Annotated in this window: 18 protein-coding genes; 15 read left to right on the forward strand and 3 right to left on the reverse strand. The window is 71.0% G+C overall.

Annotated elements, in window-relative coordinates; genetic code table 11:
* Positions 1-41 precede the first annotated feature (41 nt).
* Positions 42-1,694: a glycosyl hydrolase family 18 protein gene (locus tag FHS13_RS12080; RefSeq protein WP_184291654.1), complete on the reverse strand. Its 1,653-nt coding sequence runs from the start codon at positions 1,692-1,694 to the stop codon at positions 42-44.
* Positions 1,695-2,029: 335 nt separating this feature from the next.
* On the opposite strand from FHS13_RS12080, the gene FHS13_RS12085 reads away from it, so the two are divergent.
* From FHS13_RS12085 to FHS13_RS12125, 9 genes are all read left to right on the forward strand, one after another.
* The gene (locus FHS13_RS12085) at positions 2,030-2,551 is read left to right on the forward strand and encodes a MarR family winged helix-turn-helix transcriptional regulator (RefSeq protein ID WP_184291656.1); all 522 of its coding nucleotides are present in this window, start codon (positions 2,030-2,032) and stop codon (positions 2,549-2,551) included.
* A gap of 74 nt (positions 2,552-2,625) precedes the next feature.
* Positions 2,626-4,353: a coenzyme B12-dependent isobutyryl-CoA mutase large subunit gene (gene icmA, locus FHS13_RS12090; protein ID WP_184291561.1), complete on the forward strand. Its 1,728-nt coding sequence runs from the start codon at positions 2,626-2,628 to the stop codon at positions 4,351-4,353.
* A gap of 75 nt (positions 4,354-4,428) precedes the next feature.
* Positions 4,429-5,379 (forward strand): tetratricopeptide repeat protein, encoded by a 951-nt coding sequence (locus FHS13_RS12095; protein ID WP_184291562.1) that lies wholly within the window; start codon positions 4,429-4,431, stop codon positions 5,377-5,379.
* A gap of 355 nt (positions 5,380-5,734) precedes the next feature.
* Positions 5,735-7,132, forward strand: a complete 1,398-nt coding sequence (locus FHS13_RS12100; RefSeq protein ID WP_184291564.1) for a malic enzyme-like NAD(P)-binding protein — start codon at positions 5,735-5,737, stop codon at positions 7,130-7,132.
* Between the two features lie 79 nt (positions 7,133-7,211).
* A complete protein-coding gene (locus FHS13_RS12105) occupies positions 7,212-7,454 on the forward strand; it encodes a DUF3039 domain-containing protein (RefSeq protein WP_184291658.1) in 243 nt (80 codons plus the stop codon).
* A gap of 334 nt (positions 7,455-7,788) precedes the next feature.
* Entirely contained in the window at positions 7,789-8,574 is a 786-nt protein-coding gene (locus FHS13_RS12110) for a class E sortase (RefSeq protein WP_184291566.1), read from the forward strand.
* 7 nt (positions 8,575-8,581) lie between these two features.
* Positions 8,582-8,818: a hypothetical protein gene (locus FHS13_RS12115; RefSeq protein WP_184291568.1), complete on the forward strand. Its 237-nt coding sequence runs from the start codon at positions 8,582-8,584 to the stop codon at positions 8,816-8,818.
* Positions 8,819-9,174: 356 nt separating this feature from the next.
* On the forward strand, positions 9,175-10,899 hold the full coding sequence (locus FHS13_RS12120) for a DEAD/DEAH box helicase (protein WP_184291570.1): 1,725 nt from the start codon (positions 9,175-9,177) through the stop codon (positions 10,897-10,899).
* Positions 10,900-11,095: 196 nt separating this feature from the next.
* The gene (locus FHS13_RS12125) at positions 11,096-12,103 is read left to right on the forward strand and encodes a tryptophan--tRNA ligase (protein ID WP_184291572.1); all 1,008 of its coding nucleotides are present in this window, start codon (positions 11,096-11,098) and stop codon (positions 12,101-12,103) included.
* Between the two features lie 68 nt (positions 12,104-12,171).
* On the opposite strand, the gene FHS13_RS12130 is transcribed toward FHS13_RS12125, so the two are convergent.
* Positions 12,172-12,744 carry an isochorismatase family protein gene (locus tag FHS13_RS12130; RefSeq protein ID WP_184291574.1) on the reverse strand — a complete coding sequence of 191 codons (573 nt, stop codon included), beginning with the start codon at positions 12,742-12,744 and terminating at the stop codon, positions 12,172-12,174.
* Between the two features lie 41 nt (positions 12,745-12,785).
* A complete protein-coding gene (locus tag FHS13_RS12135; RefSeq protein WP_184291576.1) occupies positions 12,786-14,084 on the reverse strand; it encodes a nicotinate phosphoribosyltransferase in 1,299 nt (432 codons plus the stop codon).
* A gap of 140 nt (positions 14,085-14,224) precedes the next feature.
* Here FHS13_RS12135 and FHS13_RS12140 point away from each other — a divergent pair, with 140 nt between their 5' ends.
* The 6 genes from FHS13_RS12140 to rdgB all read left to right on the forward strand — a co-directional run bounded on the left by FHS13_RS12140 (position 14,225) and on the right by rdgB (position 18,480).
* Positions 14,225-14,644, forward strand: coding sequence for a M67 family metallopeptidase (locus FHS13_RS12140; protein WP_184291578.1), 420 nt, complete (start codon positions 14,225-14,227; stop codon positions 14,642-14,644).
* A 92-nt stretch (positions 14,645-14,736) separates the two neighbouring features.
* Positions 14,737-15,015 carry a MoaD family protein gene (locus FHS13_RS12145; protein WP_184291580.1) on the forward strand — a complete coding sequence of 93 codons (279 nt, stop codon included), beginning with the start codon at positions 14,737-14,739 and terminating at the stop codon, positions 15,013-15,015.
* A 7-nt stretch (positions 15,016-15,022) separates the two neighbouring features.
* Positions 15,023-15,970 (forward strand): PLP-dependent cysteine synthase family protein, encoded by a 948-nt coding sequence (locus FHS13_RS12150; protein WP_184291582.1) that lies wholly within the window; start codon positions 15,023-15,025, stop codon positions 15,968-15,970.
* A gap of 305 nt (positions 15,971-16,275) precedes the next feature.
* Positions 16,276-17,028, forward strand: coding sequence for an MBL fold metallo-hydrolase (locus FHS13_RS12155; RefSeq protein ID WP_184291584.1), 753 nt, complete (start codon positions 16,276-16,278; stop codon positions 17,026-17,028).
* 91 nt (positions 17,029-17,119) lie between these two features.
* Positions 17,120-17,839 carry a ribonuclease PH gene (rph, locus tag FHS13_RS12160; RefSeq protein WP_184291586.1) on the forward strand — a complete coding sequence of 240 codons (720 nt, stop codon included), beginning with the start codon at positions 17,120-17,122 and terminating at the stop codon, positions 17,837-17,839.
* A 35-nt stretch (positions 17,840-17,874) separates the two neighbouring features.
* Positions 17,875-18,480 (forward strand): RdgB/HAM1 family non-canonical purine NTP pyrophosphatase, encoded by a 606-nt coding sequence (rdgB, locus tag FHS13_RS12165; RefSeq protein WP_184291588.1) that lies wholly within the window; start codon positions 17,875-17,877, stop codon positions 18,478-18,480.
* The last annotated feature ends 519 nt before the right edge of the window (positions 18,481-18,999 follow it).

The raw sequence follows: 18,999 nt of genomic DNA on the forward strand, positions 1-18,999 counted from the left end.
ACCTCCGACCGGGAGTCGGGGGGCGGCGGGGCCGCCGGGGGTCAGTCGCGCAGGGCGGTGTCGATGGCCGACAGGAGGCTGCCGTCGGCGTCGTCGCCGTCGATCGCCCAGACCATGACCCCGGAGTAGCCGCTGTCCAGGGCCCAGTCGGTCTTGCGGGCCACGGCGGTCTCGTCGTCGTAGGTCCAGAAGGTCTCACCGTCGTAGAGCCAGGCGGTGCCGGCCTCCTCGTTGCGGAAGAGCTCGTATTCGCCGGATGCGGCCTTCTCCTTCAGGTACCGCCACTCCTCGGTGCCGGTGGCATGGGTGCCCTGCGCGGGTCCGGACGCCTCCTGGAAGAGGCCGTCGCCCTCGGGGCCGGGCGCCACGCCCGTCCAGCCCTGGCCGTAGAAGGGGATGCCGAGGACGAGCGCGGAGGGGTCGACGCCGCGGGAGAGGTAGGCGTCGCGGATGATCTCGGCGGAGATGACCGGCTGGGGGTCGCGGGGGTCGGTCACCAGGTTGGACTGGTGGTTGGTCGCCGTCTCCCAGGTGCCGTGGTAGTCGTAGCCCTGGACCGTGACGAAGTCGAGGTTCGGCATGAGCTCGTCCAGCTCGTAGCCCGCGTCGAGGCGCCAGCCGCCCGCCGGCAGGAACGCGGTGAGCTCGTGCTCCCGGCCGGTCTCGTCCTCCAGCGCGTCCAGCTGCTCGCGGAACTCGGCGACCAGGGCGGTGAAGTTCTCCTTGTCCTCGGGGCGCACGGTGTTGTGCGGGTTGCCGTCGCTGCCGGGCCACTCCCAGTCCAGGTCGATGCCGTCGAAGACGCCGTAGGCGGCTCCGGTGCCGCCCGCCCCGCCGATCTCGGGCAGGTCGCCGCGCAGGTAGAGGTCGATGCAGGAGGAGACCAGGCGCTCGCGCGAGGCCTCGGTCAGGGCCGCGTCGGAGAAGTGGCGGGACCACTCCCAGCCACCCAGGGAGATGTTGACCCGCAGGTGCGGATACCTCTCCTTGAGCTTGCGGAGCTGGTTGAAGTTGCCGCGCAGCGACTGGCCGGCGCGGTCGGCGACGCCGTCGACGCTGTCCTCGGCGCCGACGGGCCGCCCGTAGTCGGCGAACGGATCGCCCTGTCCCGGCTCGTCGGTCATGGCGCACAACCCGTCGGCGGTCACGTTGCCGAAGGCGTACTGGATGTGGGTGAGCTGCTCGGCGCTGCCGGTCTCCGCGAGGTCGGCCACCTCGTAGCCGCGCTCCTCGGCACTCCACTGGGTGTAGTAGGCGACGCTCACGCGGTCGTGGTCCGGGCCGGTCGGGCCGGCGCAGGGGGAGCCGTTGACCAGGCAGCCGAGCAGTTCGGTGGCGCCGTCGGAGTGCAGGCCGTTGAACCCGAAGGAGTACTCACCGCCGGCGGGGACGGCGGCGCCCCAGTGCGGCGGGGTGACGGTGTAGCCGTCGGAGGCGGCCGAGACGTCGGCGTTCCACATCTGGTGGATCCGGCTCCCGTCGGGGAGGGAGAACGCGATCTCCCAGTCCTCGACGGGGGCGTCGGAGTCGTTGCGGACGGTGATCCGCCCGCTGTAGCCGGTGTTCCAGCGGGCCGTCTCGGTGTAGGAGACCGTGAGTCCGGCGGCGGGAGAGGCCTCCTCCGCCGAGGCGGGGAGTGCAGCCGTGAGCGGTACCGTCAGTGCGGCGGCCGCCAGGAGCGCCGCCTGTCGCATGGGGGGTGCTGCTCTCACTGGTCCTCCTGCTGTGGGGGGTCGGACGGTCGGGGCCTGACCTGGGGGGCAAACTTTTAGGAAACTTAACTAATAGTTTCGGGCCGCGTCAACGCCTCCAGGGAGATTTCCGGACCGGTGCCCGGCGGGCAAAGGCTGTCCGATGCCCTCGACTGTCCCCTTTGTTGGCATTGGAGAAGTTCTCCAGGGCCTCGGCCCTGTTTTTCGGGTCGTCTCGGATTGAACGCCTGGTCGGCCGCTCACCGGGGCATCGGCTTCGCCAATGCGGCGAGAGCACCCAAAAAACACGGCCTAGAGTGGCGGCTGTGGGAAACCCTTTGAACCTTCCGTTCGACCCGATCGAGCGCGCGCACGACAACTGGACGCGCAGATGGGGTCCCTCGCCCGCCATGGCCGCGGTCACCTCGGTCATGCGCGCCCAGCAGATCCTGATCGGTGAGCTGGACGGGGCACTCAAGCCGTTCGGGCTCACCTTCGCCCGCTACGAGGCCCTCGTCCTGCTCACCTTCAGCAGCTCCGGCGCGCTGCCCCTCGGCAAGATCGGCGAGCGCCTCATGGTCCACCCGACCAGCGTCACCAACACCATCGACCGCCTGGAGGGGCAGGGCTTCGTGCGCCGCCGCCCCAACCCGGACGACGGCCGCGGGGTGCTGGCCGAGATCACCGATCCCGGGCGCGAGGTCACCGAGCGGGCCACGCAGGTCCTCCTCGGCATGGACTTCGGGCTCGGCTGCTACTCCGACGAGGAGCTGCAGGACATGCACCGCGTGTTCACCAAGCTCAGGGTGGACTTCGGGGACTTCCCCGCACCCGTCGCCGGGGCGGTCGAGGGGCGCTGAGGCCCGTCCCGGCACGGCCGGGGCCGGGGCTTCCGGCCCTGTACAGATTTAGTTGGACGTCCTACTATTCGGGTATGGCGAACACCACGAACGGCACCGCGGGCGGCGGGCCCGAGGAGATCGAGGCCGGGCGGGCGCGCTGGCAGCGCCGCTACGACGCCGCGCGCAAGCGCGACGCCGACTTCACGTCCCTGTCCGGACGCCCGCTGGAACCCGTCTACGGGCCGCGGCCCGGCGCGGAGGTCCCCGGATTCGAGCGCATCGGCTGGCCGGGCGAGTTCCCCTACACCCGCGGCCTGTACCCCACCGGCTACCGGGGGCGGACCTGGACCATCCGCCAGTTCGCCGGGTTCGGCAACGCGCGCCAGACCAACGAGCGCTACAAGATGATCCTCGCCTCGGGCGGGGGCGGACTCTCCGTGGCCTTCGACATGCCCACCCTGATGGGCCACGACTCCGACTCCCCCCACGCGCTCGGCGAGGTCGGGCACTGCGGGGTCGCGATCGACTCCGTGGCTGACATGGACCTGCTCTTCGACGGCATCCCCCTCGGGGAGACCACGACCTCCATGACCGTCAGCGGGCCGGCCGTGCCGGTCTTCTGCATGTACCTGGTCGCCGCCGAGCGCCAGGGCGTGGACACCTCCACCCTCAACGGCACGCTCCAGACCGACATCTTCAAGGAGTACATCGCCCAGAAGGAGTGGCTGTACCCGCCCGAGCCCCAGCTGCGGCTCATCGGCGACCTCATGGAGTACTGCGCGGAGAACATCCCCGCCTACAAGCCCCTGTCGGTGTCGGGCTACCACATCCGCGAGGCCGGGGCCACGGCCGCCCAGGAGCTCGCCTACACCCTCGCGGACGGCTTCGGCTACGTCGAGCTGGGCCTCTCCCGCGGCTTGGACGTGGACGCCTTCGCGCCGGGGCTGTCGTTCTTCTTCGACGCCCACATCGACTTCTTCGAGGAGATCGCCAAGTTCCGCGCCGCCCGCCGCATCTGGGCGCGCTGGATGCGCGACACCTACGGGGCCAGGACGGAGAAGGCCCAGTGGCTGCGGTTCCACACCCAGACCGCCGGGGTCTCGCTCACCGCCCAGCAGCCCTACAACAACGTCGTGCGCACCGCGGTGGAGGCCCTCTCCGCGGTCTTGGGGGGCACCAACTCGCTGCACACCAACGCCCTGGACGAGACCCTGGCCCTGCCCACCGAGCAGGCCGCCGAGATCGCCCTGCGCACCCAGCAGGTGCTCATGGAGGAGACCGGTGTCGCGAACGTCGCCGACCCCCTGGGCGGATCGTGGTACCTGGAGGCCCTCACCGACGAGCTGGAGGCCGAGGCCGAGCGGATCTTCGCGCACATCCTGCGCATGGGCGGCGGCGAGGACGCCGAGCACGCCATCGGCCCGATGACCTCCGGCATCCTCGCCGGCATCGAGAACGGCTGGTTCGGATCCGAGATCGCCGAGTCCGCCTTCCAGTACCAGCAGGCCCTGGAGAAGGGCGACAAGCGCATCGTCGGCGTCAACTGCCACACCGCCACCGTCTCGGGGGAGCTCGACATCCTCCGGATCAGCCACGAGGTGGAGCGGGAGCAGAAGCGTGTGCTCGCCGAGCGCCGCGCCGCCCGCGACGGGGCCGCCGTCGAGCGCACCCTGGCCGACCTGCGGGAGGGGACGCGCACCCCCGGCCGCAACCTCGTCCCGCTCATCATCGAGGCGGCCCGCGCCGAGGCCACCCTCGGCGAGATCTGCGCCGCGATGGGCGAGGAGTTCGGCACCTACACCGAGGTTCCGCAGTTCTGATCCGACCGCGGGGACGGGCCCGCCGTCCCCGCGGCCACGGCAGCCTCCCGCCCGCGCATGGGGCAGGATGGAACCATGCAGCCTTCGGACTTTTCACCGAACAGTGCCGTTGACCTCGGCGCGCGCAAGGCGGCCATGGAACGCGAGGCCAAGCAGCGCGCCGCGGAGTCGGCGGGTCGATCCAATCCCTACGCCGTCAACGTCGACGAGTCGAACTTCCAGGCCCAGGTGCTGGAGCGGTCGATGGCCGCCCCGGTGGTCCTGGCCGTGCTCGCCGGGTGGTCCGAGCAGTCCACCCAGGTGGAGAACACCCTGGACCGGCTCTCGGCGGCCTCCGGCGGCAACTGGTTCCTGGCGAAGGTGGACAGCGAGGCCAGCCCGCAGCTCGTGCAGGCCCTGCGGGTCCCCACGACGCCCATGATCGTGCTCGTCGTCCAGGGCCAGCTCCTGCCCGGCCCGGCGGGGCCGGTCCCCGACGACCAGCTCACCGCCTGGCTCTCCGAGGCCTTCGCCGCCCTCAAGGAGCAGGGCGCACTGCCCCCCGACCACCCCGGCACCCTCGGCGGCGAGGCCGCCCCCGGGGAGGAGCCCGGTGCCGCCGGGCAGCCGCGGGTGCGTCCCGTGGACGCGGAGGCGCAGGAGGCGCTCGACAACGGTGACTTCGACACCGCCGAGTCGGTCTACGCCAAGGCCGTCGAGGCCGACCCCAAGGACGGCGAGTCCCGGAGCAAGCTCGCCCAGATCCGCCTCGTGCGCCGCCTGCGCGACGTGGACGCCGCCGCCGTCCGCAGGGCCGCCGCGGACGACCCGGGGGACATCGCCGCCCAGATCGCCGTCGCCGACATCGACATGTACGGCGGCAAGTTCGAGGACGCCTTCGACCGCCTCGTCGCCGCGGTCCGGCGCACCCGCGACGAGGAGCGGGACAAGGTGCGCAACCACCTGCTGAGCCTGTTCGAGCTGCTTCCCGCGGGCGACCCCCGGGTGAACGCCGCACGCCGCAAGCTCACCTCGGCGCTCTTCTGATCCGGGCGCCCGCCGGCGTGGAGGCTCCCCACGCCGGCGCGGTTCCCGGCGCGGAGAACTTGTACGTTTCTTCGCTCTTCGTGCAATCCGCCACTTTGAGATGACGGTCGGCCCTTGACTCGGGGTAAAGTGGGGCGACTCGATGCATCCCCCCACCGCGAACCGGGGCCCGCCCGACAGCAGCCCCGAGGAGTGCCGCGCGCCGGGCGTCCCCGCCGGACGCCGCGCGGAAGGCACCGCGCCCGGAGGAGGGCGGGTGCTCCGGTGGAAGGGTTTCCGACGTCGCACACCCGCGGGTGGGGAGCGTCCTGGTACCCCTGGCCGCAGAGCACGAGCAATATCCGAGGAGCATCACGTGGCCACCCTTCCCAGCGTTTCGTACTCCATCACCGTCCGCCTCGAGGTGGATGCCGGAGGCAGTGCGGTGGGCAGCCTCACCAACGCCGTCGAGCACGTGGGCGGTATGGTCACCGCCCTCGACGTGGCCGCCGCCGGACACGAGCGCATCCGCATCGACGTCACCTGCGCCGCCCGCGACACCGAGCACGCCCAGGCCATCGTCGACTCCCTCGGCGCGGTCGAGGGCGTGGTCGTCCACAAGGTCAGCGACCGCACCTTCCTCATGCACCTGGGCGGCAAGATCGAGATGAAGTCGAAGGTGCCGCTGCGCAACCGCGACGAGCTCTCCATGGCCTACACCCCCGGCGTCGCCCGCGTCTGCCAGGCCATCGCCGCCAACAAGGAGGACGCCCGCCGCCTGACCGTCAAGCGCAACAGCGTCGCCGTGGTCACCGACGGCTCCGCCGTGCTGGGCCTGGGCAACATCGGGCCCGAGGCCGCCATGCCGGTCATGGAGGGCAAGGCCGCCCTGTTCAAGCGCTTCGCCGACATCGACGCCTGGCCGATCGCCCTGGACACCCAGGACGTCGACGAGATCGTCCGCACCGTCCAGGTCCTGGCCCCCGGTTTCGGCGGCATCAACCTGGAGGACATCTCCGCGCCCCGCTGCTTCGAGGTCGAGGCGCGCCTGCGCGAGCTCCTCGACATCCCCGTCTTCCACGACGACCAGCACGGCACCGCCATCGTCGTCCTCGCTGCCCTGCGCAACGCCCTGCGCGTGGTCGGCAAGAAGCTGGAGGAGGTCCGCATCACCATGTCCGGCGCGGGCGCCGCCGGCACCGCCATCCTCAAGCTGCTCATGCACGCCGGCGCCCGCAACATCGTCGTCTGCGACGTCCACGGCGCGGTCCACGGCGGACGCGACCACCTGGACGACAACCTCCGCTGGATCGCCGAGCACACGAACCCGGAGGGCTACGGCGGCGACCTCAAGGGCGCGGTCGCCGGAGCCGACGTGTTCATCGGCGTCTCCGCCCCCGACCTGCTCGCGGGCGAGGACATCGCCGAGATGAACGAGGACTCGATCATCTTCGCGCTGGCCAACCCCGACCCCGAGATCGACCCCGACATCGCCCACCTGCACGCCGCCGTCGTCGCCACCGGCCGCAGCGACTACCCGAACCAGATCAACAACGTGCTGGTCTTCCCCGGGTTCTTCCGCGGACTGCTGGACGCCCAGAGCGACCACGTCGACTCCGACATGATGGTCGCCGCCGCCGAGGCACTCGCCGACGTGGTGACCGAGGACGAGCTGGGCCCCAACTACATCATTCCGAGCGTGTTCCACGCGGACCTGTCGGCGCACGTCGCCACCGCCGTGCGGGAGGCCGCCCTCCGGGCCCGCAAGGCCTGACCGCCCGCCGCAGGCGATCGTTCGGAACGGGATCGCGGCACCCTATACCGTGGAACACAGACTTCGAAAGGTGAGCACGATGCCGATGGACGTCCTGAACAAGGTCCTGCCCGACAGCGAGACCAAGCCGGACATCTCGCACGACGGAGGCGATCGCGAGCGCTTCGCCCACTACGTGCAGAAGGACAAGATCACGGAGAGCGCCGTGACCGGCAACCCGGTGATCGCCCTGTGCGGCAAGGTGTGGGTGCCCAACCGGGACCCGAAGAAGTTCCCGGTGTGCCCCGACTGCAAGAAGATCTACGAGGAGCTCACGAAGTAGGCCTCCTGCCTGCGAGGGCCCCGCGGAACCGCCGATCAGCGGTTCCACGGGGCCCTCGCGCGCAGTGGCGCAGCCCTGCGGGGCCGGCGCTGCGGTTATCTTTGTGCTGCACGATTTGAGGCTTGCGGCAGCCTACGCCCATCGTGTGGCGGTACCCTCCGAAGGACGTGCCGCCGCGCAGGGCTCCCCCGCCGACCTTCTCGGCTCCCCTGCCCGACGGCGTCCACCGGCACGGGGTCGAAGGTCCTGCCGCATCCGCGCACCGGGCCCCGGTGGCCGTGCCCGTCCGATAAGCGCCTGGTTCACGCCGCAACGCCCACAGGAGTAGGTCGCATTGGTGTCCACAACCGAACGGCAGTCACACGGGAGAGGACGGTCCCCCCGAGGGCGGCGCCGCAAACCGGTCAGGAGGGCCACCCCGGGGGACGTCGTACGGGCGATCGTACGGTTCATCGGCGAGATCCTGCTGACGGCCGGTCTGCTCATGCTCTTCTACGCGTCCTACGAGGTCTACGGCTCCGGCTGGGAGACCGACCGCGAGCAGGAGCAGCTCGCCCAGGGACTGGAGGAGGCCTGGGCCGCCACCGAGGACACCGAGCAGGGCCCCGACTCCGAGCCGCTGCCCGGCAGCGCCGACAGCCGCCTGTACGTGCCCTCCCTCGACCTGGACTGGGTGGTGGTCAACGGCACCACCCAGCAGGACATCCTCTACAGCCCCGGCCATTACACCGAGTACCCCAGCACCCCCGGCGGGCCCGGCAACTACGCGATCGCCGCGCACCGCACCCCCGGCCTCTTCTGGGACCTCGACCTGCTGGAGAACGGCGACGTCCTGGTCCTGGAGGACAAGGACAACTTCTACACCTACGAGGTCATACGCGAGGAGACCGTGCTGCCCACCGATGTGTGGGTGATCGAGCCCGACCCCTTCGACGACGTCGAGGGCGCGGGGGAGGGGGAGCCCGAGAACTCCTACATCACCCTCACCACGTGCGCGCCCAAGCTCAACAACACCCACCGCCTCATCGTGTGGGGCGAGCTCGTGGAGACCACACCCAAGTCCGAGGGCATGCCCGACTCGATCGCGCACATGGCCCCCGACACCGGCGAGAGCGAGTGAGGTAGCCGTGTACGGTCTGATCTGGCGCATCCTTCCCGGTCCCTGGATCTCCAAGTTCATCCTGGCGCTGGGCCTCCTGGCCGGGGCCCTCGCGCTGCTGTGGTTCTTCGCGTTCCCCGCGATCTCCCCGCACATGCCCTTCAACGACGGAGCCGTCGAGGTGGGCGGTGCCGGCGCGGGCGGGGCGCCCGCCACCGGCGGGGCCCCGGAGGAGTCCGGGGCCGTCGGGGAGGCCACGGAGTAACCGCACGTCCGCGCCCCATGGGTCCCGCCGCGGCGGGACCCATGGGGCGTTCTGTGTGCGGCACCACTGGCGGCCGGCCCGGTTCGGCGGAGGGCGGACGCTAGGGTGTGTTCGCGGATGCTTGCGCATCTCTCGGCACGGCCGAGACCTCCGGGAGCGGCGGTCCGGGTGATCCCTCGCACAGGCGAAGCGCGAACCCGATCCGGCCGCGAGGGCGCCTTCGGCGCCGGGAGGGGCGGCCATGCGGCCGAAGGCGGAGGAGAACCCCGGTCCCGAGGACGTGCTCGTGGGGGGCAAGGCGCTGCCGGGGGCGTGCGGACACGTGCTCGCGGACGTCCGAAGGTGAGGGGAAACGCATGACGGTGGTGCAGACCACGACGGAGGAACGGCTCAGCGGCCTGCGGGTCTGGCAGCGGGAGGCGTTCGAGGAGTACTTCCGCCGGGAGCCCAGGGACTTCCTCGCCGTGGCCACCCCCGGCGCGGGCAAGACCACCTTCGCCCTCACCCTGGCCAGTGAGCTCCTCCAGCGCCGCACCGTGCGCGCCGTCACCATCGTGTGCCCCACCGAGCACCTCAAGAAGCAATGGGCCGAGGCCGCCGCCCGGTTCGGCATCCCCATCGACCCCGACTTCCGCAACGGCCAGGGTGCGCTGGGGCGCCAGTACACCGGCGCGGCGGTCACCTACGCGCAGGTCGCGGCCCACCCCATGCTGCACCGCAACCGGACCGAGGCCCGCAAGACCCTCGTCATCTTCGACGAGGTCCACCACGCCGGCGACGCACTGTCCTGGGGCGACGCGGCGCGCGAGGCCTTCGACCCCGCCACCCGGCGGCTGAGCCTGACCGGCACCCCCTTCCGCTCCGACGTCAACCCCATCCCGTTCGTCGACTACGTCCAGGACGCCGCCGGGGTGCGGCGCTGCTCGTGGGACTACAGCTACGGCTACGGCCCGGCCCTGGCCGACGGCGTCGTGCGCCCCGTCATCTTCATGGCCTACTCGGGCGAGATGCGCTGGCGCACCAGGGCCGGGGACGAGCTCGCCGCGCGGCTCGGCGAACCCCTCACGCAGGACGCCCTGTCCCAGGCGTGGCGGGCCGCACTCGACCCCAAGGGGGACTGGATCAAGCGCGTCCTCCAGGCGGCCGACCGCCGCCTGACCGAGGTCCGCAAGACCCACCCCGACGCCGGCGGCCTGGTCATCGCCAGCGATCACGAGAACGCCCGCGCCTACTCGCGCATCCTGCGCCAGATCACGGGCAAGGGCGCCACCGTGGTCCTGTCCGACGACCCGACCGCCTCCAAGAAGATCACGCGGTTCGCCAACGGGGACGACAGGTGGATGGTGGCGGTCCGCATGGTCTCCGAGGGCGTCGACGTCCCCCGGCTGATGGTGGGCGTCTACGCCACCTCCACCAGCACGGCCCTGTTCTTCGCCCAGGCCATCGGCCGCTTCGTGCGTGTGCGCAAGCGGGGCGAGGTCGCCTCGGTGTTCCTGCCCTCCGTGCCCACCCTGCTGGACTTCGCCGGGGAGATGGAGCGCGAGCGCGACCACGTCCTGGACCGCACGCCGGGGGACGACGAGTACCCCGAGGAGGAGCTCCTCAAGGAGGCGCGCAAGAAGCGCGACAGCCCCGACGCGGGGGAGGAGCTGCCCTTCGAGACGATGGAGGCCTCGGCCGAGTTCGACCGGGCGCTCTTCGACGGCGCCGAGTACGGCGGCATCCCGGGCTCCACCGAGGAGGAGGACTTCCTCGGCCTGCCCGGTCTGCTCGAGCCCCAGCAGGTCGCCCAGCTCCTGCGCAAGCGCAAGGACCAGATCAAGGCGGGCGAGATCAAGGCCCGGAAGCGGCAGGAGGAGCCGGCCGCGGCGGAGGGCCCCACCCACGAGGTCCTCGCCGACCTGCGCCGAGAGCTCAGCGGGCTCGTCGGTGCCTGGCACCACCGCACCGGCAAACCCCACGGGGTCATCCACAACGAGCTGCGCCGCGCCTGCGGCGGTCCTCCGGTCGCGCAGGCCACCCCCGAGCAGATCCGCGAACGCATCGCCAAACTGCGGACCTGGGCCGTCGGGGGCAGGTAAGGGGCGAAGAGTTCGCGAGCTCGCCCATGCCTGCACTTCGGACGGTTTCCCCAGGACTGCGCTCGGTGGCGTGAGCGGACGCGTACCCCGCGGCGGCGCCCGGCCGAGCACCGGACGGCGTTCCGCGCACCCCGGAGCCCGTGAGGAGGCGCGTCCGCCCACCACCGCGTACCCGGAGCGCCGCTAGGCTTTGGGCATGGCAGCGAACACCTACCTGACCGGCATCAAGCCCACCGGAGACTTCCACCTGGGCAACTACATCGGCGCGATCAAGCCGGCCCTGGCGGCGTCCGGCGAGTACGACACGTACTACTTCATCGCCGACTACCACGCGCTCAACACCGTCAAGGATGCGGACGAGCTCCGCCACAGCATCCGGTCGGGGGCTGCCACCTGGCTCGCGTGCGGGCTGGACCCCGAGCGCACGGTCCTCTACCAGCAGTCCCGTGTCCCCGAGACCTTCGAGCTGACCACGATCCTCAGCGCCCTCACCCCCAAGGGCCTGATGAACCGGGCCCACGCCTACAAGGCAGCCCGCGACCGCAACACCGAGGCCGGGATCACCGACCTGGACGCCGGCGTCAACATGGGGCTGTTCAACTACCCCATCCTCATGGCGGCCGACATCCTCGTCATGGAGTCCACCCACGTCCCCGTGGGACGCGACCAGTCCCAGCACCTGGAGTACACCGCCGACATCGCCGGCTACTTCAACCACCGCTACGGAACGGGCTACACCTTCCCCGTCCCCAAGGGCGTCATCGACGACAGCGACGCGAGCATCCTGCCCGGTGTCGACGGCCGCAAGATGAGCAAGTCCTACGACAACCACATCCCGCTCTTCCTGCCCCAGAACAAGCTCAAGAAGGCCATCCGCCGCATCCCCACCGACTCCACCCCCGTCGAGGACCCCAAGAACCCCGACGCCTCGGTGCCCTTCCAGCTGCTCACCCACTTCGCCGACGCCGACAAGGTCGCCGAGGTGCGCGGACGCCTGGAGGCCGGAGGGATGGGCTGGGGAGAGCTCAAGAACGAGCTGTTCGAGGCGGTCGAGGCCGAACTGGCCCCCAAGCGCGAGCGCTACGAGGAGCTCATGGCCGAGCCCGAGCGCATCGACGAGATCCTGAAGGCCGGCTCCGAGCGCGCCCGCGAGCGCGCCTGCCGCGTGCTCGCCCGCGTGCGCGCCGCGATCGGCGCCGCCTGAGCACACCGGCGCGGTACGGAGAGGGGCGGCGGCACCCGCGGGTGCCGCCGCCCCTCCGCCTTCCGGGCTCAGCCCACGAGCGGCTCGCCCTCCAGCTCCACACCGGCCTCGCGCAGCTGCGCGAGCGCGGCGTCCACGGTCGCACGGGACACGCCCGCGGTCATGCCCAGCAGCACCCGCGTGCGCAGGCCCTCGCGCACGGCGTCCAGCGCGGTGGCCCGCACGCAGTGGTCGGTGGCCACACCCACCACGTCGACCTCGTCCACGCCGCGCTCGCGCAGCCACGCGGCCAGCGTGGTCTCCCCGTCGCCCGCGGTGCCCTCGAAGCCGCTGTAGGCGGCCGTGTACTGCCCCTTGCTGAACACCTCCTCGGCCAGCGAGGCGTCGAAGCCGGGGTGGAACTCCGCGCCCGGGGTGCCCACCTCGCAGTGGCGCGGCCAGCTGTCCACGAAGTCGGGCTCCTCGGAGAAGTGGGAGCCCGGGTCGATGTGGTGGTCGCGGGTGGCCACGACGTGGTCGTAGCCGTGGGTGCGCGCGTGCTCGGTGACGGCGGCCGCGGTCGCGGCACCGCCGGCGACCGCCAGGCTCCCGCCCTCGCAGAAGTCGTTCTGCACGTCCACGACGATGAGTGCCTTCGCCATCGCGGTCCTCCTTGCTCTCGAAAGGTCTGTACCGGGGGTCCTCAGTGGAAGACGGTGGGCAGCGCCGTCTCGCCGCGCGACATCCTCAGAGCCTGCTCGGGAAGCTCGTCCACCGTCGCACGGTGCCGCTCGCGGGCCTCGTGCACGCTCTCGTGCCCCACGATCTCGCCGTCGGACACCAGCTTGCGCAGCAGCGGCCGGGTGCCCACGGCCGTGCCGGGGTCGTAGGGGAACACCTCCTCGGCCACCGCGGTCCCGTGGTCGTCGAGCCGGCGCGACGCCCACTTGCGGCCGCCCCGGCTGGGCTTGCCCACCGAGCGCTTGGCCACGGGCTCCAGCGGCTCCTCCGGCCCTGTGCCGCGGGCCCGGGCCACGAGCTTGTACACCAGCGACACCGTCGGCGCCCCCGAGCCGGTCACCAGGGACGTGCCCACGCCGTAGCCGTCCACGGGCGCCACGGCCAGGGCCTGGATGGAGTGCTCGTCCAGGTCACCGGTCACCACGATGCGGGTTCCCGTCGCGCCGAGGGAGTCCAGCTGCCTCCGCACGCGGGCCGCGGTCCTGCCCAGGTCGCCGGAGTCGATGCGTACCGCGCCCAGTTCCGGGCCGGCCAGTTCCACGGCGGTGCTCACGGCCCGCTCCACGTCGTAGGTGTCGACCAGCAGTGTCGTCCCCGGACCCAGCGAACCGATCTGCGCCTCGAACGCGTGCCGCTCGCTGTCGTGCAGGAGGGTGAAGGCGTGCGCGGCCGTACCGCTGGTGGGCACGTCGTAGGCGCGCCCCGCCTCCAGGTTGGAGGTGGTCGCGAACCCGCCGATGTACGCGGCCCGGGCCGCGGCCACGGCCGAGTGCTCCTGGGTGCGGCGCGAGCCCATCTCGATCATCGGACGCCCGCCCGCGGCCACGGACATCCGGCTCGCCGCGGACGCGATCGCGCTGTCGTGGTTGTACACCGACAGGGCGAGCGTCTCCAGGAGCACGGCCTCGGCGAAGGTGCCCTCCACGGCGAGGATCGGGGAACCGGGGAAGTACGCCTCGCCCTCGCCGTAGCCCCACACGTCTCCCGAGAAGCGGTACTCGGAGAGCCATTCCAGGGTGCGCTCGTCCACGACCCCCCGGTCGGACAGGAAGTCCAGCTCCTCGGTGCGGAAGCGGAACCGCTCCAGCAGCTCCAGGAAGCGACCGGTCCCGCCGACGACGCCGTACCGGCGGCCCTCGGGAAGGCGGCGGGCGAACATCTCGAACACGGACCGGCGCGCGGCGGCGCCGCTGTGCAGCGCCCCCTGGAGCATGGTCAGCTCGTAGTGGTCTGTGAGCAGCGCGCTGCTGTGGTCGTTCATGGGAAAGAGCCTAATCCGTGCGCAACCAGGACAGTGAGGACAGCCCCATGTGTGGCGCGTCCCTGTCCGCCCAGGTCCGGGGCGCCCGACAAGGATACGCACCTGGTTGGTAGGGAAACGGGGTTCGGTACGCTGGTCCCATGCTGAGGATCGATCGCGCGATCTATGACCGGATCGTCGCCCACGCCCGCCGAGACCATCCCGACGAGGCCTGCGGCGTCGTGGCCGGGCCCGAGGGCTCCGACCGCCCCGAGCGGTTCATCGAGATGATCAACGCCGAGCGCTCCCCGACCTTCTACCGGTTCGACTCCCTCGAACAGCTCAAGGTCTGGCGGGAGATGGACGACCGCGGTGAGGAACCCGTCGTGATCTACCACTCCCACACCGCCACCGAGGCCTACCCCTCGCGCACCGACATCTCCTACGCCTCCGAGCCGAACGCGCACTACGTGCTGGTGTCCACCCGGGAGGCCGACACGGTCGAGTTCCGCTCCTACCGGATCGTCGACGGCCAGGTCACCGAGGAGCCGGTCGAGGTCACCGGCGCCGGCGACGAGTAGGGTCCCCCGCGGGGCCGCCGCCCCGGAATGGGGGCGGACCGCCCCCTGTTGGGAATGTACACACACCAACCACCGCTAACGGAGAGATCTTCATGGCCATCGAGGTCCGCATCCCCACCATCCTGCGCAACCTGACCGGCGACGCCAAGGTCGTCGAGGGCAACGGGTCCACCCTCGGTGAGCTCTTCACCGACCTGGACAACCGCTACCCGGGCATCGGCGAGCGCCTGGTGGACGACGGCAAGCTGCGCCGCTTCGTCAACGTCTACCTCAACGACGAGGACGTGCGCTTCGTCGGCGGCCTGGAGGCCGCGCTCTCCGACGGCGACAGCGTGACCGTCCTGCCGGCCGTGGCCGGCGGAAGCCTCTAGGCCGGGCATGCGCTACGACTCCCTGCTCGACTCCCTCGGCGGCACACCCCTGGTCGGACTGCCCCGCCTCTCGCCCTCGCCCGAGGTGCGCCTGTGGGCGAAGCTGGAGGATCGCAACCCGACCGGATCGATCAAGGACCGCGCCGCGTTCCGCATGATCGAACAGGCGGAGAAGGACGGGCTCCTCTCCCCGGGCTGCACGATCCTGGAGCCGACGTCGGGAAACACCGGCATCTCCCTGGCCATGGTCGCCAAGCTGCGCGGCTACCGCATGGTCTGCGTCATGCCGGAGAACACCTCCGCCGAGCGCAAGCAGCTCCTCGCCATGTGGGGCGCGGAGGTGCACTTCTCCGCGGCGGCGGGCGGCTCCAACGAGGCCGTCCGCGTCGCCAAGGAGATGGCCGCGGCCAACCCCGACTGGGTGATGCTCTACCAGTACGGCAACCCGGCGAACGCGCGGGCCCACTACGAGACCACGGGCCCGGAGATCCTCGCCGACCTGCCGGGGATCACGCATTTCGTGGCGGGGCTGGGCACCACCGGAACCCTCATGGGGGTGGGCCGCTACCTCCGCGAGCACAAGCCGGACGTGCAGATCGTCGCGGCCGAACCCCGGTACGGCGAGCTCGTGTACGGACTGCGCAACCTCGACGAGGGGTTCGTGCCCGAGCTCTACGACGAGAGCGTGCTCACCACCCGCTTCTCCGTGCCCTCGGAGGCCGCCCTCAGACGGACCCGGGAACTCCTGGACAAGGAAGGCATCTTCGCCGGGGTCTCCACCGGCGGCGCCCTGCACGCCGCGCTGGGCATGGCCCGCAAGGCGGAGAAGGCGGGCGAGCGGGCCGACATCGCGTTCGTCATCGCCGACGCGGGGTGGAAGTACCTCTCCACCGGAGCCTACGAGGGAACCCTGGAAGAGGCCGAGGAGCGGCTGGAGGGCCAGCTCTGGGCCTGACCGGTTCCCCGCGTCGCGGGGCGGCACCCTGGGGGGTGCCGCCCCGCCCGCATTGTGTGCCGCGGCCCGAACTCGCTGGTGGCAGGCGTACGTCAAAAAGGACATACTGTGTCAATGTGTGTGAAAAATTCACACGTGATTGAGGTCGCGTGAGATGCGGGACACATTTTGTACCACCGGACGGGGCATTGGGGTAGACCCGTAACAACGGGACATCCGAAGAAACCAGCCGCGATCGGTGTCCCGTTCCCCGCAGGCGGGACAGACGCAAGTGCCGCGCGGCCCATCGAGAAGGCGACGACGACGTGCGACTCACGATTATCGGGTCCTCCGGGAGTTTCCCGGGGCCGGACAGCCCGGCCTCCTGCTACCTGCTCGAGGCGGACGGCTTCCGCCTCCTGCTCGACCTGGGCAACGGAGCTCTCGGCACGCTGCAGCGGCACATCGACATCTACTCGGTCGACGCCGTCTACCTCAGCCACCTGCACGCCGACCACTGCTTCGACCTGTGCTCGTACTGGGTCGCCCGCATGTACCACCCCGAGGGCATGAAGTCGCGCATCCCCGTCTACGGCCCCGGCGGAGTCGCCCTGCGCGCGGCCGAGGCCTACGGCCTGGACCCCGACCCCGGCATGACCGAGGTCTTCGACTTCCGCGAGCTCACACCGGGGCGGCTCCGCATCGGGCCCTTCGACGCCCGGGTCGAGCACGTCAACCACCCGGTCGAGGCCTTCGGCATCCGCCTCGAACAGGGCGGCTCGGCCATGGCCTACTCCGGTGACACCGGTGCCTGCGACGCCCTGGTCGAGCTGGCCGCCGACACGGACCTGTTCCTGTGCGAGGCCGCCTTCCAGGACCACCGCGAGCACCCCAAGGACATGCACCTGACCGGCAGCGAGGCGGGCGAGTACGCCACCCGCGCCCGGGCCCGCAGCCTGCTGCTCACGCACCTGGTGCCCTGGAACGACGACGAGATCACCCTGGCGGAGGCCCGCTCCACCTACGCGGGCCCCATCGGCCTGGCCCGCAGCGGCCAGGTCCACGTCATCGGCTCCTGACGGTTCGGTCGCAGCCCCGCGGCCGGGGTCCTTTTTGTCCGGGTCGAAAATCCAGCACCGGAGTGCGCCACCCGCATATACGCTCTACTCCATGGCCCGACCTGACGGACGCGTTCCGAACCAACTCCGCCCCGTGACCATCACCCGCAACTGGCTCCGCCACGCGGAGGGATCCGCGCTCATCGAGTTCGGTGACACCCGTGTGCTGTGCGCCGCCTCCGTCGAGGACGGCGTTCCGCGCTGGCGCCGGGGCACCGGCGAGGGCTGGGTCACCGCGGAGTACTCGATGCTGCCCCGGTCGACCGACACCCGCGGAGCCCGGGAGTCGGTCCGCGGCAAGATCGGCGGCCGCACCCACGAGATCTCCCGCCTGATCGGCCGCTCCCTGCGCGCGGTCGTCGACTTCAAGGCGATGGGGGAGCACACCATCACCCTGGACTGCGACGTTCTCCAGGCCGACGGCGGCACGCGCACCGCGGCCGTCACCGGTGCCTACGTGGCGCTGGCCGACGCGATGAAGTGGCTGCGCAAGCAGCGCAAGCTCAAGTCCAACCCGCTGACGGGGTCGCTGGCGGCGGTCAGCGTCGGAGTGGTGCAGGGGCAGCCCCGGCTGGACCTCAACTACCTGGAGGACTCGGTCGCGGAGACCGACATGAACGTGGTCGTCACCGGTGACGGCTCGTTCGTCGAGGTCCAGGGCACGGCCGAGGGCGCTCCCTTCGACCGCGCCCTGCTCGACCAGCTGCTCGACCTGGCTCTCGGCGGCTGCAAGGAGCTGACCGCCATGCAGAAGAAGGCGCTGTCGGAGTGACCGGTGTCGGCGGTGCCTCCGGGGAAGGGGGAGCGGTGAGGATCGTTCTGGCCACGCGCAACGCCAAGAAGGTCCCCGAACTGCGGGCCATCCTCGCCGACGCGGGGGTGAGCGCGGAGGTCCTGACCCTCGGTGCGTTCCCGGACGCGCCCGAAGTGCCCGAGACCGAGCCGTCGTTCGTCGGCAACGCCCTGCTCAAGGCGCGGGCGATCGCCGCCCACACGCAGTTGCCGGCGGTCGCCGACGACTCGGGGCTGAGTGTCGACGAACTCGGGGGGATGCCGGGCGTGCTGTCGGCCCGCTGGGCCGGCCGCTTCGGAGAGGGGGACCAGGACAGGGCCAACCTGGACCTGGTCCTGGACCAGCTCGCCGACACCCCGGCCGAGCGCCGCGGCGCGAGGTTCGTGTGCGCGGCGGCGCTCGTGCTGCCGGACGGCACCGAGGTGGTGGCCGAGGGTGTGCTGGAAGGCCGGCTGCTGCGCGAGCGCCGCGGGGAGAACGGGTTCGGCTACGACCCGGTCTTCGTCCCCGAGGGGGAGACCCGCACCACGGCGGAGATGTCCCCCGAGGAGAAGAACGCGGTCAGCCATCGGGGAATCGCCTTCCGCACCCTCGCGAAGGAACTGGCGGAGATGCTCTGACCTGTGCCGGGGCGTCGCGGGAACCCCGCGGCGCCCTGTTGCTCCCGCCCGGTCGCGGCGGAAGCGGCGGGGCGGGAGCAGACGGCGAAAAAACTTCGCCGGGAGTGTTTGAACTCCTCCGCCCGGGGGAGAAGACCGTACGAGTGACAACTGAGCCAGAGGCGAGCCGCGCAGAGCGGGGCATTCCGCCCGACTCGACGGAGGACAGCTCCGTCGACGGGTCGGTTTGACGTCACCGAACGAGTCACCTACACTCGATCAAGTCGCTGCGGGACGGCGGGCGGCCCGAAGGGGTCGACCCGGAACCGGACCGCGACAGCACAACCTTCCTCGGAACTTCGCGGTTCGGGCAGCAGCTCGGAGCATGTAGTCTCTGGAGGTCGCCTCGCAAGGGGCAGCGGATCTCTTCACTCCGTTCGGTTTCCCGGAAAAACACCGATTTGGTGGCGGACCGGAACGCTGATAAAGTGAAGACACAACAAAGCGGAAACGCAGACGCCTTCTCCGGAAGAGCAACCA

It is taken from the genome of Nocardiopsis algeriensis (assembly GCF_014203695.1).
Lineage (GTDB): Bacteria > Actinomycetota > Actinomycetes > Streptosporangiales > Streptosporangiaceae > Nocardiopsis > Nocardiopsis algeriensis.

Excerpts from the sequence above, each read along its gene's own strand:
- FHS13_RS12080 (WP_184291654.1), bottom strand. The coding sequence starts at position 1,694 with ATGCGACAGGCGGCGCTCCTGGCGGCCGCCGCACTGACGGTACCGCTC.
- icmA (WP_184291561.1), top strand. The coding sequence starts at position 2,626 with ATGGCGAACACCACGAACGGCACCGCGGGCGGCGGGCCCGAGGAGATC.
- FHS13_RS12095 (WP_184291562.1), top strand. The coding sequence starts at position 4,429 with ATGCAGCCTTCGGACTTTTCACCGAACAGTGCCGTTGACCTCGGCGCG.
- FHS13_RS12105 (WP_184291658.1), top strand. The coding sequence starts at position 7,212 with ATGCCGATGGACGTCCTGAACAAGGTCCTGCCCGACAGCGAGACCAAG.
- FHS13_RS12120 (WP_184291570.1), top strand. The coding sequence starts at position 9,175 with ATGACGGTGGTGCAGACCACGACGGAGGAACGGCTCAGCGGCCTGCGG.
- FHS13_RS12125 (WP_184291572.1), top strand. The coding sequence starts at position 11,096 with ATGGCAGCGAACACCTACCTGACCGGCATCAAGCCCACCGGAGACTTC.
- FHS13_RS12130 (WP_184291574.1), bottom strand. The coding sequence starts at position 12,744 with ATGGCGAAGGCACTCATCGTCGTGGACGTGCAGAACGACTTCTGCGAG.
- FHS13_RS12135 (WP_184291576.1), bottom strand. The coding sequence starts at position 14,084 with ATGAACGACCACAGCAGCGCGCTGCTCACAGACCACTACGAGCTGACC.
- FHS13_RS12140 (WP_184291578.1), top strand. The coding sequence starts at position 14,225 with ATGCTGAGGATCGATCGCGCGATCTATGACCGGATCGTCGCCCACGCC.
- FHS13_RS12145 (WP_184291580.1), top strand. The coding sequence starts at position 14,737 with ATGGCCATCGAGGTCCGCATCCCCACCATCCTGCGCAACCTGACCGGC.
- FHS13_RS12150 (WP_184291582.1), top strand. The coding sequence starts at position 15,023 with ATGCGCTACGACTCCCTGCTCGACTCCCTCGGCGGCACACCCCTGGTC.
- rph (WP_184291586.1), top strand. The coding sequence starts at position 17,120 with ATGGCCCGACCTGACGGACGCGTTCCGAACCAACTCCGCCCCGTGACC.